This is a genomic window from Loktanella fryxellensis (assembly GCF_900110065.1).
GTDB lineage: Bacteria > Pseudomonadota > Alphaproteobacteria > Rhodobacterales > Rhodobacteraceae > Loktanella > Loktanella fryxellensis.
On sequence record NZ_FOCI01000041.1, the window covers coordinates 1 to 12,796 of the forward strand.

Below are 12,796 nucleotides of genomic sequence, written 5' to 3' on the forward strand. Positions count from 1 at the left end.
ACTTCGACATGCCCGCCGACCGGCGCGTGTTCCACATCATGGGCACCCCCGACCAGACGCGCCACATCGTCATGGCGAACGAGGAGGCGGTGATCTCTCCGCCGTGGTCGGTGCATGCGGGGGCGGGGACCGGGTCCTACACCTTCTGCTGGGCGATGGCGGGCGACAACACCGACTTCACCGACATGGACATGATCCCGATGGAGGCGCTGCGGTGAGTATGTTTTCACTGAACGGCAAGCGCGCGCTGGTGACGGGCGCCAACACGGGCATCGGTCAGGCCATCGCCGTGGGACTGGCACAGGCGGGGGCCAGCGTGGTCTGCGCCGGGCGCCGGGCCTGCGACGCGACGGTGGCGTTGATCGCGCAGGCGGGCGGCACTGCGTCGTCTGTGCTGGTGGACTTTGCCGATCCCATGGCGGGGCAGGGGCTGTTCGACGGCGCGCCCATCGACATCCTCGTGAACAACGCAGGCCTCATCCGCCGCGCCGACGCGGTGGAGTTCTCCGAGGCCGACTGGGACGCGGTGATGGACGTGAACCTGAAGGCGCTGTTCTTCACCACGCAGGCCTTCGCCAAGGCAGTGTTCGCGCGGGGCGCGCAGGGCCGCGTGGTGAACATCGCCTCGCTGCTGTCGTTCCAGGGCGGCATCCGCGTGCCGAGCTATACCGCGTCCAAGCACGGCGTGGCCGGGCTGACGAAGCTGCTGGCGAACGAATGGGCGGCCAAGGGCATCAACGTGAACGCGGTGGCCCCGGGCTACATCGAGACGAACAACACCGAGGCCCTGCGCGCCGACCCCGACCGCAACGCCGCCATCCTCGCGCGCATCCCGGCGGGCCGCTGGGGAGAGGCGAGCGACATCGCGGGGGCCGCCGTGTACCTGTGCACCCCCGCCGCTTCTTACGTCCACGGCGCCATCCTCAACGTGGATGGAGGCTGGCTTGCACGGTGATTTAACATGGCGTTCTCAACCCGCCTGAATGGTGGCGAGGCTGGCCCTGTTGCACAAATCGGCTTATCGCCGAGGTTCGCCTTTTCCCGGACGGGTTTATCCCACAGCTTCTGTGACGGGTATGCCGAGCGCTGTGTAGCCGTTGAGCACGGCGATACGGACCTGAAGTTCCGCGACCTGGCGGTCGAAGTCCCGTGCCATGAGGCGCTTGAACCGCGCCGGGTTTGCCGGAGACTTGAAACCTGAGAAGGATGAGAGTCATGGAAAAGAGCAAGATGGCCAACCGCTATTCACCGGAGGTCCGCGCCCGCGCTGTGCGGATGGTGTTGTAACATCAGAGTTCCTATGAAACGCAGAGCGCCGCGATAGCGGCGATTGCACCGAAGATCGGCTGTATTCCGCAGACGCTTGCAGTCTGGCCCCGGGCGGCCGCAAAGGACGCCGGTGCTGCGGGTGGCGCGATCAGCGACGAACGCGATCGGATCAAGCTGCTTGAACGCGAGAATTGAGAGTTGCGTCAGGCGAACGAGATCCTCCGCAGAGCATCAGCTTATTTCGCTCAGGCGGGGCTCGACTGCCCGTTGAAGCGATGATCGAGTTTACCTGCGATCATCGTGCCGTCCATGGAGTCGAGCCGATCTGCCGGGTTCTGCCGATCGCCCCATCCATTGCCCGGCAGGCGATTGCGCAGCAATCTGCCGAGAGGGGACGTTTTATGCGCACCTGGCCATCCGTGCCGATGCGTCCAAGGCGTCGGCGCGACAGCAAAGGGATGCAGCGTTGCGTCCCGAGATTCGGCGGATCTGGGACATTAACTTCAAAGTCTACGGCGTGCGCAAAGCCTGGCACCAGCTCAGACGGAAAGGCTTCGATGTCGCCCGTTGCACGGTGGCGCGGCTGATGACCCAGATCGGGCTGCTTCGGGCCGTGCGTGGCAAGGCCATCAAGACTACGCAGAGCGATACAGCGGCACCATGTCCGCAAGACAAGGTCAACCGCCAGTTCCGGGCCCCGGCACCGGACATGCTATGGGTGAGCGACTTCAACTACGTCTCGACCTGGGCCGGCTTCGTTTACGTGGCCTTCGTGATCGATACATTCGCCAATCACATCGTTGGCTGGCGGGTATCGGGGTCGGCCAAGACGGACTTCGTTCTGGATGCGCTGGAGCAGGCGCTCTACAAACGACGCCCCGATGGTGACGGCAGCCTGGTGCATCACAGCGATCGCGGGTCCCAATACGTTTCCATCCGCTACACCGAGCGCCTGGCCGACGCAGGCATCGAGCCCTCAGTCGCCGCCATCGTAACTCGGACCGATGGCGTTCCTCGGCGGCCGTCGGAGACAGCTACGACAACGCATTGGCCGAGACGATCAATGGCCTCTACAAGACCGAGGTCATTCGCCGTCGCGGCCCTTGGAAAAACCTCGAGACCGTCGAGATGGCGACCCTCGAATGGGTGGATTGGTTCAACAACCGCCGACTGCTTGAACCCATCGGGAACATCCCGCCTGCCGAGGCTGAAGCCAACTCCTATGCGCAGCGTGCCGCGCTCGATATGGTCACATAAAGTGAAGCAACTGGTCTCCGGCAAACCCGGCGCGGTTCAGTTGATCCGCAGTTCGGTCAGTTCCGTGATCTTCCGGTCGACCTCTGCCAGCTTTTCGCTCGCGACGGCCTTGACGTCCGCGCCGGCCCGGTCGCGGTCGGTGTAGAGCGACAGCAGCTGCCGGCACTCTGCAACCGAGAAGCCGAGGCTGCGCGACCGCTGCAGGAAGCGCAGGCGGTGGACGTCCTCCGTCGTATAGTCGCGATAGCCATTGGCGGCCCGGTCTGCCGTCAGCAGTCCGATCTCCTCGTAGGAGCGGATCGTCTTTTGTGGCAAGCCAGAGGCCTGTGCTGCGGCACCGATGTTCATGCGTCGTTACCTTTGTCCTTCGTCAGTCTACGATCTGTTCCTGGGGCCTGCGCAGGGGATGCGCCTGCGCATGTCCGCGCGACGTGGGCCGCGCGGCCAAGGTGATCTTACTCGGCAGCCGCCTCGAGCCAGGTCGTCATTTGCGCGATCTCACCCACCTGTGCGGCGATGATCTCTTCTGCGAGGGCACGCATCTGGTCGTCCTCACCGTGCTCCAGCAGGACTTCGGCCATGTCGATGGCACCCTGGTGATGCGCGATCATCCCGCAGGCAAAGGCCACGTCCGCATCAGCGTTCATCATGCCCTCATGCATCGCCGGCATCGTGACCATCATCTTGCGCATGTTCTCTTGCACATGCACCGGCATCGACGCCATCTCTTCTATTCCGGGCATCCCCATCATGTCCGATGCCATGTCCCCCTCTGCAGCATCAGTGTCCGCCATCTCACCATGCCCCATCGCGGCATGATCCATGCCGTCCATTCCTGCAGCTGCGACACACTGCTCCGGAAGTTGGAATTCCGCATCCTGCGCAACGGCAGGGGAGGCAAATGCGGTGAACGCGACAAGGCCTGCCGCACCGGTCAGTCTCAGGGTGGTCAGTGTCAAATTGGTCATTGGATGTCTTCCTGTTTGAATGGCGTGATGCGTGTCTCGATTGGCCTGATGGTTACACGGCGGTGCGCGGCGGATATCCGGCGTCGTCCAGTGCGGCCGTGATGGCCGATGCCGCGGCAGCGGAGGTGACTGCGACGCGCTTGTCGGTCAGGTCGATCTCAACCTGTGCCAGTGGATCGACGGCGTGGATCGCCTCGGTGACACTCTTGACGCAATGGCCGCACGTCATGTTGTCGATGTGGATCTGCATGGGGGTCCTCCCGCTCAGCTGCAACGACCATACACATGGGGCTTCCAGCAGGGGGAAGGTCAAGACAAGCGTTGCACACGATATTGGGTCTTGACCTTACGGTGGCTGGAAGGCGCATCAGGATACGCAGAGCCTTTCTCGAGTATCCGATGATGAACACCCAGATCCAGCGAAACGTCCAGAGCGACAGTGTCCGGCAGCATGGGTCGCAGACCTTGTCTCTGCCCGTGATCGGGATGACCTGCGCCTCCTGCGTGGGGCGGGTGGAAAAGGCGCTGAACCGCATGGAGGGGGTCAGCGAGGCTGTCGTCAACCTTGCCACCGAGCGGGCCGATGTGACGTTCACGCAGCCTGCCAGCCGAGAAGGTCTGGTGCAGGCGGTCGTGGATGCTGGTTACGCGGTGCTGGACCGGACCGTCACGCTCAGCATCGACGGCATGACCTGCGCCTCCTGCGTCGCCCGCGTCGAGAAGGCGCTGCTCTCAGTGTCGGGCGTCGCAACCGCTGCCGTCAACCTGGCGACCGAGCGGGCCACGATTGTGGCCACCGGTGCCGTGGCGGACAGCGACCTTGTCGCGGCCGTTGCCGCTGCCGGATACGCGGCGCAACCTGTCGGCGGCACCGGGGATGAGGATGCCCAAGCGGACCGCAAACAGGCAGAGCAGGACGCCCTGCAGCGCGACCTGACCATCGCAGCGACCCTTACCTTGCCGGTCTTCGTGCTGGAGATGGGGTCCCACCTGATCCCGGCGGTGCATGACCTGATCATGTCCACTATCGGCATGCGTGGCAGCTGGTATCTGCAATGCCTGCTGACCACCGTGGTCCTGTTCTGGCCCGGTCTGCGGTTTTATTGGATCGGTCTGCCGGCGCTGATGCGGGCCGCGCCCGATATGAATTCCCTCGTCGCCGTCGGCACCCTGGCGGCATGGGGCTATTCCGTCGTGGCGACCTTTGCACCTCAGTTGCTGCCGCCAGGCACCGTGAATGTCTATTACGAGGCAGCTGCGGTCATCGTGACGTTGGTCATGCTTGGTCGCACGCTGGAGGCGCGGGCCAAGGGCCGGACGTCGCAGGCGATCAAGCGGCTGGTCGGTTTGCAGCCCAAGGTCGCCCGCGTTCACAGGGAAGGCGGCGTCGTGGAGGTCGCGTTGGACGACATCGTGACCGGTGATCAGATCGATGTGCGACCCGGCGAGCGGATCGCGGTGGATGGTCAAGTGGTCTCGGGTGCGTCCTTCGTCGATGAGGCGATGATCACGGGCGAGCCCATGCCGGTGGAAAAGGCTGCGGGGGCAAGCGTGGTGGGCGGCACCGTGAACCAGACCGGTGCCCTGGTGGTCCGTGCGACGGCGGTCGGCGCAGACACGATGCTTGCGCAGATCATTCGTATGGTCGAAGACGCTCAAGGATCGAAGCTGCCGATCCAGGCGCTCGTGGACCGGGTGACGCTGTGGTTCGTGCCCGCCGTGCTTGCGCTCGCAGCCCTGACGTTTCTGGCGTGGTTGATCTTCGGCCCCGACCCGTCGCTGACCTATGCGCTCGTGAATGCGGTGGCCGTGCTGATCATTGCCTGTCCCTGTGCGATGGGGTTGGCGACACCGACATCGATCATGGTCGGCACCGGGCGCGGGGCAGAAATGGGTGTGCTGTTCCGCAAAGGGGCCGCGTTGCAGTCGCTGATGAGTGTCTCTGCCGTTGCCATCGACAAGACCGGCACACTGACCGCAGGCAAGCCGACCCTGACCGACATGATCGTCACGGCGGGTCATACCAGGGCCGACGTCCTTGCTCTGGTCGCATCGGTCGAGGCGAAGTCAGAGCATCCCATCGCCCGTGCCATCGTCGACGCTGCCGCGGCCGAGGGGCTGACGCTGTCGGATCCGTCCCGGTTCGACAGCGTGACCGGCCACGGCGTCACGGCCTTCGTCGATGGCCACCGGGTCGAAGTCGGTGCCGACCGATTCATGAACTCGTGCGGCGTTGAGATCGGATTGTTCGCGTCGGCTTCCACGCAGCTGGCGGGGGCGGGCAAGTCGCCGCTTTACGCCGCCATCGACGGAAAGCTTGCAGCGATCATGGCCATTGCTGACCCGATCAAGCCGTCAACGCCAGCAGCCATCCGTGCCCTGCACGACTTGGGGCTGAAGGTCGTGATGATCACAGGTGACAACCGCCGCACGGCACAGGCCATCGCACGAGATCTGGGCATCGACGATGTGGTGGCCGAGGTGCTGCCGGACGGCAAGGTCGCTGCGGTCACGGCGCTGCAACGCAAACATGGAAGGGTCGCCTTCGTCGGCGACGGCATCAACGACGCACCGGCCCTGGCACAGGCGGATGTGGGCATCGCCATCGGCACGGGCACAGACATCGCCATCGAGGCCGCGGATGTGGTGCTGATGTCCGGCAACCTGGCGGGTGTGCCACAGGCCATCGCCCTGTCGCGCGCGACGATCCGCAACATCCGCCAGAACCTGTTCTGGGCCTTCGCTTACAACGCCGCCCTGATCCCCGTGGCCGCAGGTGCGCTTTACCCTGCGTTCGGCGTCCTGTTGTCGCCCATGCTCGCGGCAGGCGCGATGGCCATGTCGAGCGTGTTCGTCCTTGGCAATGCGTTGCGGCTGCGGAGGTTCGCTCCTGCGACAGTGGTTGCAACCGCGTAAGCGAAACGCCGACCAACAGCCCTGCCGCAGTCGACTGATCAGAGCGAAAGAGCTGATCAGGTAACGGCATGTGAGGTAGGCTCGAACGTCGTGCCCCGGTCGCTCAGTGGCACTTGATGTCGCAGCAGGGCAGTTGTCCTGACGCCAGTGCTCACAGCACGGACGGTGCCGATGTTGATGGGCCGGGCCCATCGTCCTCGTCGGATCCCGTAGTCTCGACGACCGTGTCGTCATTTTGAACGGGGGTATCCGCCGCTCCGAGGAAGTTTCCTACGATCTCCATGCCCTCGACGTTGTCGGCAATGACCTTGAAGATCACGAGGAACGGCACCGCGACCAGTGCGCCCGGAATGCCCCAAAGCCAGCCCCAGAGGACGACCGTCAGAAACACCGCAACGGTGTTGAGCTCCAGACGTCGACCGAGCAGCAATGGGGTAGCCACGTTGCCCTCCACCGCCGTCAGGCAGAGGTAGGCCATCGATAGTAGGTCTGAACCGTGACACCGATCTGCCGCACGGCCTCCTGAACCGATTTGCCTTGTCCTTGCAGCACTTCAACTTGTCGCAGCTTCAGCACGATATCCTCGGGCTTCTCTCGCTTGCCAGCCATCTCGTCGTCCTCCTGAAAACGGGATAATTCTATCCCAAAAGGTGGACCACTTCAGTGGGGGCACTCCAAAAGGCTTGTTCATTTTCCTGCACGTGTAGTTTCGTTTCGATACTAGTTTTCTTCGGGTCCGCTTGTCATTCAGTTTCGAAACGCTATCTTTCTGGAATGGACAACAACGTGACCAGCACAGATGAAATCGCCGAACTGCTTGTCTACCTTGGGCGTGCGGCTCGCGGGGGCGACGCGGCGTCTGACATGACGGCAGCGCAGTGGACGGCGCTGCGGTTCTTTGCACGGGCCAACGATGTGTCGCGCACCCCTTCAGCCTTTGCCAGCTTTCACGCCACCACGCGGGGTACGGCATCGCAAACCATCAAATCGTTGTTGGTAAAGGGGTATCTTGAACGACACGAGTCGGCGGATGACCGGCGGAGTGTCCGGTTCGATCTGACGGATGCCGGGCTTGCCGCAATGCGCGAAGATCCGTTACGCGCCGTGTCTGAAGCGATCGATCGGCTGGACGCGGGGCTGAAATCAGCTTTGCGGCAGGCCTTGCCCGCCTTGGCTGGAGAGCTTGCAGCGATCCGCGATACGGTCGCCTTTGGCACCTGTGGCGATTGTCGGCACTATTCGGGCGGCGCCATCAGCTATTGTGCCTGCGTCGCGGCTGAACTCGCTCCGGCCGATCTTGGCCGTTTGTGCATCAATTTCGCCGCGCGCGAAGGCCGGAAGCTGGCCTCGCCCGGTTTTGAACCCGGGGAAACCAGATGACTTCCACACCAGCAACCTCCCGCGCGCCCGAAGACACCGGCATGGCGCATCTGGGCCAGATCATCGCTGTGGCCAGTGGCAAGGGCGGGGTGGGCAAAAGCACACTCAGCACCAACCTTGCGCTAGCGCTGGCGGCGCAGGGGGCTGCGGTCGGGCTGGTGGATGCCGATCTTTACGGCCCCAGCGTACCGGGAATGCTGGGGATCAAGACCGGCAAGAACCCCTCGATGTCACCTTCGGGCAAGGTGATGCCCGCACAGGCGCATGGCATCAAGGTGATCTCGATGGGCATGCTGACGGATGACGACAAGCCTGCCGTACTGCGCGGCCCGATGGTCTCGAAATACCTGCGCATGTTCATTCTGGAGGTGGACTGGGGCAAGCTTGACTATCTGATCCTTGATCTGCCGCCCGGCACCGGCGACACACAACTCACGCTGGCGCAAAGCTTTCCGTTGACTGGTGCTGTCATCGTCAGCACGCCGCAGGATGTCAGCCTGAAGATCGCCCGGCGCGGTATCCGGATGATGGAGCAGGTCAAAGTGCCGATCCTTGGCATCGTCGAGAACATGAGTGGGTTTACCTGCCCATCATGTGGCGAGGTGACCCACATATTTCATCAAGGCGGCGGCGAAAAGATCGCGGCAAGCCTTGGCGTGCCGTTTCTGGGCGCGGTGCCGCTTGATCCGGCGATCGTGGATTGCGGCGATGACGGGCTGCCATTGGTGATTGCCCACCCCGATACACCCGCAGCACAGGCCTATCGCGACATTGCCGCCACTCTTTTGCGGCGCGTGCGGGCCAAGCCCGGCTTGCCGACACCGTTCGGCTGGCAGTGGGCCGATGATGCCAGCACGCCAATGCCTGCGCCTGTGGCTGGTCATGCGGGCGGTGCGGCAGAGGTCCCGGTGGCCATGCACCGCCGCGACGGGCGCACGCTGGTCGTGCGTTGGCAAGACGGGCATGATCAGGCGATCGACGTGCGCGATCTGCGTCTGGCCTGCCGCTGCGCCGCCTGCGTGGACGAGATGAGCAGGCGCGCGGTGCTGGTTCCGGCAAGCGTGCCGCTGAACATCACCCCGACCCGGATCTGGAGCATTGGCAACTATGCCATCGGCGCCAGCTTCAGCGATGGCCATCAGTCGGGGATCTACACCTTTGGCCATTTGCGCAGCATGAAGTCCGCCGAGGTTGAGGATGTCTGAACCAGTAGTCCTGCTGCGCATCCGGGCGGAAAGTTCACCCGCTGATCCGCACAGCCTGCGCTTCGTGGTAGAGCGCGACGTGCAAGCGGGGGCAGGGGCCACGTTTTCCGGCGCAGCCGCAGCGCAGAGCGCACCGTTGGCGCTTTCCCTGTTCGCCATTCCTGGCGTTGAAAAGGTTGATGTCGCTGGAGCGGTCGTAACGGTGGTCAAGACCGCGGACAGTGATTGGTCCGTCCTGAAACCCCAGATAGCGCAGGCGATCCGCGACAGCATGGCCCGGTTTTCTGCTCCACTGGGGAACGCGGCCAAAGCCCTCGGGGTGGCCCGGACCGATGCTGAGATCCGGACCGCCGTGCAAGAGGTGTTGGACCGGCAGGCCAACCCCGCGATTGCCAGCCACGGCGGACATGTGAGCGTGACCGATGTGCGCGACGGCGTTGTCAGCATGCTGATGTCGGGGGGCTGTCAGGGCTGTGCATCCTCTGCGGCAACGCTGCGCGGCGGGGTGGAAAACATGATCCGCGCCGCAGTGCCAGAGGTTCGCGAGATCATCGACGTGACCGACCATGCCGCCGGTGCGGCACCCTTTTACAGTGCGCCACCGGATGGACCGGCTGCCGCAAAGCGCCCCTTGCTGTATCGCCCCGTCCCACCCGATGCGATTGCGCTTGAGGAGGGACAATTTCTGATCTCACCAGACTATCTGGCGCCGCGTCTGGGAATGGATGCCCAAAGCCTGCGGGCAGCACTGCAATCGGGCGAGGTTGTCAGCCAATCGGAATCTGGCACTGGGGCGGATGCAGGCAAGACGCGGTTGATCATGCGGTCAAGGCAGCGGGTCTGGGCGGCTGAGATCGCCGCCGATGGAACCGCTCATGAAATCCCGGCGCCGCGTGCCGCGATCAAGGCTGCTGCAGCAGGCAATGCGCTGCGCGACCGTATCCGCGCGCATCTAACCGGGCTGTTCGCAAAAGATGTGCCGCTGACCTATGGCCAGCTTGCACGGGATCTGGGGCTGTTCATGCCCGGATCCATTGCGAAAGTGACACAGGCGCTTGAGGCAACCATGGTCGAAGACGCCGAAGCCGGCGCGCCGTTTCTGGCGGCCCTGGTGGTCAGCAAGATCGGGGACGGCGCTGCCAGGGGGTTCCATCAGCAGGCGTGCGCCCTTGGCCGTGGCCCGGCGGATGGTGAAAACGACAGCACCTATCACCGGCGCGAGTTCAGGTGTGCAAGTACTCTGCTTGCAATCAAGCGTTGACCTTGCGGCAATGGGCACGGTGCCGCTGGAATGCCCCCACTGGGCAAGGCCACTGCACCTCGCGCGCGATGGCGTCGGGGTCCTGCCGGAGCGCCGACGGGTCGCGGAGAGCGACGTTGTAGCGTTCGGGCCCCTCGACGGTTTGAGTATCCCAAGTTGAGAGCGCCTCGACATCTAAGGCTATGGCAGGCCCGAAGTGCTCGGCGTACTAGCCGGACCTTCATCTGCTTCCTGCTATAGGGATCGTCTATAGCCGTGATACCGGACGGCTGCCTTCCTTGGTGCAGCGGTTTCGGAAACCATTGGCAAAGCGGAAAAGCAATTTCCGACTAACTGGGAGGATAACATGTTCTGGAAATCACTGACGGCGCTCGCCGTCGCACCATTTGTGCTGTCTGCCTCTGTCTCGTTTGCCCAAGGGCTGAGCGACCTTTCTCCTGAAGCTCAGGCGGCCTACGAAGGGATGGAACCGGGACAACCCGTCGGGCCCTCGGCCTATCGCGAGTGGAAGCCGCGGGGCGAAGCGCCCTGGACCATCGGCTATGCCAGTTCCTACGCGGGCAACACCTGGCGCGCCGAAGGCATGACGCGGCTGATGGATGTCATGCTGCCGAAATATAAGGAGGCCGGGCTGCTGGAGGATGTAATCGTCACTCAGTCCGACCTGAACGATGCGCGCCAGATCCAGCAGATCCGCCAGCTGGTGGATCAGGGCGTCGATGCGATCATCGTCTGCTGTTCGAACCCTGTCGCGCTAAATGGCGCGGTGGAATATGCCCATGCGAATGGCGTCGTCGTGTTCTCCTACTCAGGGTATCTCACATCGGACAAGGCGCTAAATGCCTCGGCCAACTATGGCTCGGGCGGTTATGAGATCGCAAAGGCGCTGATCGAGGAGGCAGGCGGCAAGGGCAACTTCCTGCTGGCTTCGGGTATCGCGGGCGCAGCGTCGTCGGAGAGTTTTGACGTCGGTGCCAAGCGTGCCTTCGAAGAATTCCCCGACGCCAAGCTCCTAGGTCAGGTCTGGGGCAACTGGACCGATCAGGTCGCCCAAACCGAGGTACAGAAGTTCCTCGCCACCAACCCCGCGCAGATCGACGGCATCATCGCCCAAGGATCTCAGGAAACCGGTATCCTGAAGGCCGTCCTGCAATCGGGGCGTGACGTCATGCCGATCTCGCTGGCGGGCTCGGAGGGCGCTGCCTGCTATCTGAAGCAGAACCCCGACTGGATGAGCCACGCCTTCCAGATCTGGCCTCCGGGCGACGAGATGGAACTGGGCATCAACGTCGTGATGCGCACGCTGCAGGGGCAGGGCCCGAAGATCCAGTCGATCCTTCGTCCGGTCTATCGCGTCTCGGCTGAGGAGTATGTGGCCGGTCTGGCGGCCGACTGCTCGATCGACTCGACCGCATACATCCAGCCGGGCATCGAAACCTGGTTCTCGGATGAATGGGCGGCGAACTTCTTCGACAACCCGGTGCCACCGCTGGAATGGAAGCCAAACTGAAAAGCAGGATCGGTGCCGGGCAACCCGGCGCCGATCCCGTCGAGGGCCGGGTTGAGCTACTAAGCCAACAAGTCACAGGAAGGAATGCAGCCATGTCTTCGGTTGCCGTCGAGATCGTGGACATCCACAAGTCATTTGGCAAGACGCGCGCCTTGCGCGGCGCATCCTTACTTGCCCGCATGGGCGAGATTCACGCTATCGTGGGTGAGAATGGCAGCGGCAAGAGCACGCTGGCCAAGATCGCCTCAGGGATCATCTTGCCCGATTCAGGGACGGTCAGCGTCTTCGGCGCAACCCCGCGCACCCCTGTTGCGGCTATCGCGGCTGGTGTGGTGACGATCTATCAGGAAATGATGCTGGCAGAAGAGCTTTCGGTCTGGGAAAACTTGTTTGCGGGCAGCGACCCAACCTGGCGGCGGCAGCGCAGCAATACGCAAAAGCGGGCCGAGACGCACGAGGTTCTGTCGCGGCTTGCGGCCTGCCCCATTGACCCGGATGCACGGGTGGCGGACTTGACCCTGAGCGTCAAGCAATGGGTCGTGATCGCCCGAGCGCTCGTGCAGAAACCGCGCGTGCTGATCTTCGACGAAAGCTCGGCAGCGCTGGACCTTGAGGCGACGAGCCGCCTGCACGAGGAGATGCGCGCGCTGCGGGATGGGGGCACGGCGGTTCTGATCGTCACGCATCGTATCGCGGAACCCTCCGTGCCAATAAGAGTGAGACATTTGACTGGCTAAAGTTTAGACTTGAGGGCGAAGGAGACCGAACCCATGGTAATGCCTTCACAGATGCCGCCTCCACAGGATACCGGATCTGAGATTTCGCCTACGATCCCACCCGCTCGCGTCGTAGCTGCGCCGCGTGTCCCTACGGCCGAGCTGACGACGACCCCGAAGCGGCGCACGTTCACTGCAAAATACAAACTACGCATTCTGGATGAGACGGACCATGCTGCTGATACAGGCACGGTTTCAGCCATTCTGCGGCGGGAGGGGCTTTATTCCTCCGCGTTGACCGATTGGCGCCGTGC

At 63.4% G+C, this 12,796-nt stretch carries 12 protein-coding genes, 4 pseudogenes and 1 other annotated feature; of the genes and pseudogenes, 10 read left to right on the forward strand and 6 right to left on the reverse strand.

Going from position 1 to position 12,796, the window contains the following annotated elements:
* Together BMX16_RS16385 and kduD are read left to right on the forward strand one after the other, a co-directional pair.
* A partial coding sequence (locus BMX16_RS16385) for a 5-deoxy-glucuronate isomerase (RefSeq protein WP_177174713.1) occupies positions 1–218 on the forward strand: 218 nt, incomplete at its 5' end.
* Entirely contained in the window at positions 215–955 is a 741-nt protein-coding gene (kduD, locus tag BMX16_RS16390) for a 2-dehydro-3-deoxy-D-gluconate 5-dehydrogenase KduD (RefSeq protein ID WP_281242623.1), read from the forward strand. The genes BMX16_RS16385 and kduD, both read left to right, overlap by 4 nt.
* Before the next feature lie 96 nt (positions 956–1,051).
* Here kduD and BMX16_RS17430 read toward each other — a convergent pair.
* Positions 1,052–1,165 (reverse strand): annotated as a pseudogene (locus tag BMX16_RS17430) (IS5/IS1182 family transposase); the annotation flags it as partial.
* A gap of 50 nt (positions 1,166–1,215) precedes the next feature.
* Here BMX16_RS17430 and BMX16_RS16395 point away from each other — a divergent pair.
* A pseudogene (locus BMX16_RS16395) lies at positions 1,216–2,526 on the forward strand (IS3 family transposase).
* Positions 1,503–1,619: a sequence feature (AL1L pseudoknot), on the forward strand. It overlaps the preceding pseudogene by 117 nt.
* A gap of 36 nt (positions 2,527–2,562) precedes the next feature.
* On the opposite strand, the gene BMX16_RS16400 reads toward BMX16_RS16395, so the two are convergent.
* The 3 genes from BMX16_RS16400 to BMX16_RS16410 form a co-directional block, all read right to left on the reverse strand.
* On the reverse strand, positions 2,563–2,874 hold the full coding sequence (locus BMX16_RS16400; RefSeq protein ID WP_089905755.1) for a MerR family DNA-binding protein: 312 nt from the start codon (positions 2,872–2,874) through the stop codon (positions 2,563–2,565).
* A 107-nt stretch (positions 2,875–2,981) separates the two neighbouring features.
* On the reverse strand, positions 2,982–3,485 hold the full coding sequence (gene copM / locus BMX16_RS16405; protein ID WP_245731713.1) for a CopM family metallochaperone: 504 nt from the start codon (positions 3,483–3,485) through the stop codon (positions 2,982–2,984).
* A gap of 61 nt (positions 3,486–3,546) precedes the next feature.
* Positions 3,547–3,744, reverse strand: coding sequence for a heavy-metal-associated domain-containing protein (locus tag BMX16_RS16410; RefSeq protein WP_089905758.1), 198 nt, complete (start codon positions 3,742–3,744; stop codon positions 3,547–3,549).
* Between the two features lie 152 nt (positions 3,745–3,896).
* Between BMX16_RS16410 and BMX16_RS16415 the strand changes: the two genes are divergently transcribed.
* Positions 3,897–6,410: a heavy metal translocating P-type ATPase gene (locus BMX16_RS16415; protein ID WP_218139942.1), complete on the forward strand. Its 2,514-nt coding sequence runs from the start codon at positions 3,897–3,899 to the stop codon at positions 6,408–6,410.
* Positions 6,411–6,561: 151 nt separating this feature from the next.
* Here the strand turns inward: BMX16_RS16415 and BMX16_RS16420 are convergent.
* Together BMX16_RS16420 and BMX16_RS17700 are read right to left on the reverse strand one after the other, a co-directional pair.
* Positions 6,562–6,897: pseudogene (locus tag BMX16_RS16420) on the reverse strand (AI-2E family transporter); the annotation flags it as partial.
* Positions 6,885–7,019: pseudogene (locus BMX16_RS17700) on the reverse strand (IS3 family transposase); the annotation flags it as partial. The pseudogenes BMX16_RS16420 and BMX16_RS17700, both read right to left, overlap by 13 nt.
* A gap of 177 nt (positions 7,020–7,196) precedes the next feature.
* Between BMX16_RS17700 and BMX16_RS16425 the strand changes: the two are divergent.
* The 6 genes from BMX16_RS16425 to BMX16_RS18105 form a co-directional block, all read left to right on the forward strand.
* Entirely contained in the window at positions 7,197–7,790 is a 594-nt protein-coding gene (locus BMX16_RS16425) for a MarR family winged helix-turn-helix transcriptional regulator (RefSeq protein WP_245731715.1), read from the forward strand.
* The gene (locus BMX16_RS16430; protein ID WP_245731717.1) at positions 7,787–8,995 is read left to right on the forward strand and encodes a P-loop NTPase; all 1,209 of its coding nucleotides are present in this window, start codon (positions 7,787–7,789) and stop codon (positions 8,993–8,995) included. Before BMX16_RS16425 ends, BMX16_RS16430 begins: the two co-directional genes overlap by 4 nt.
* Positions 8,988–10,256, forward strand: coding sequence for a DUF6522 family protein (locus BMX16_RS16435; protein ID WP_089905769.1), 1,269 nt, complete (start codon positions 8,988–8,990; stop codon positions 10,254–10,256). The genes BMX16_RS16430 and BMX16_RS16435 overlap by 8 nt, the downstream gene beginning before the upstream one ends.
* A 346-nt stretch (positions 10,257–10,602) precedes the next feature.
* Entirely contained in the window at positions 10,603–11,766 is a 1,164-nt protein-coding gene (locus tag BMX16_RS16440) for an ABC transporter substrate-binding protein (protein ID WP_089905771.1), read from the forward strand.
* 92 nt (positions 11,767–11,858) lie between these two features.
* Complete coding sequence (locus BMX16_RS16445) at positions 11,859–12,503, forward strand: ATP-binding cassette domain-containing protein (protein ID WP_177174715.1); 645 nt, start codon at positions 11,859–11,861, stop codon at positions 12,501–12,503.
* Between the two features lie 33 nt (positions 12,504–12,536).
* Positions 12,537–12,796: transposase (locus BMX16_RS18105; RefSeq protein WP_245731719.1), on the forward strand; the 260-nt coding region annotated here is incomplete at its 3' end.

What these genes read in the sequence shown, in the direction of transcription:
- BMX16_RS16400 (WP_089905755.1), bottom strand. Translation starts at nt 2,874, where the DNA reads ATGAACATCGGTGCCGCAGCACAGGCCTCTGGCTTGCCACAAAAGACG.
- BMX16_RS16410 (WP_089905758.1), bottom strand. Translation starts at nt 3,744, where the DNA reads ATGCAGATCCACATCGACAACATGACGTGCGGCCATTGCGTCAAGAGT.
- BMX16_RS16415 (WP_218139942.1), top strand. Translation starts at nt 3,897, where the DNA reads ATGAACACCCAGATCCAGCGAAACGTCCAGAGCGACAGTGTCCGGCAG.
- BMX16_RS16430 (WP_245731717.1), top strand. Translation starts at nt 7,787, where the DNA reads ATGACTTCCACACCAGCAACCTCCCGCGCGCCCGAAGACACCGGCATG.
- BMX16_RS16435 (WP_089905769.1), top strand. Translation starts at nt 8,988, where the DNA reads ATGTCTGAACCAGTAGTCCTGCTGCGCATCCGGGCGGAAAGTTCACCC.
- BMX16_RS16440 (WP_089905771.1), top strand. Translation starts at nt 10,603, where the DNA reads ATGTTCTGGAAATCACTGACGGCGCTCGCCGTCGCACCATTTGTGCTG.
- BMX16_RS16445 (WP_177174715.1), top strand. Translation starts at nt 11,859, where the DNA reads ATGTCTTCGGTTGCCGTCGAGATCGTGGACATCCACAAGTCATTTGGC.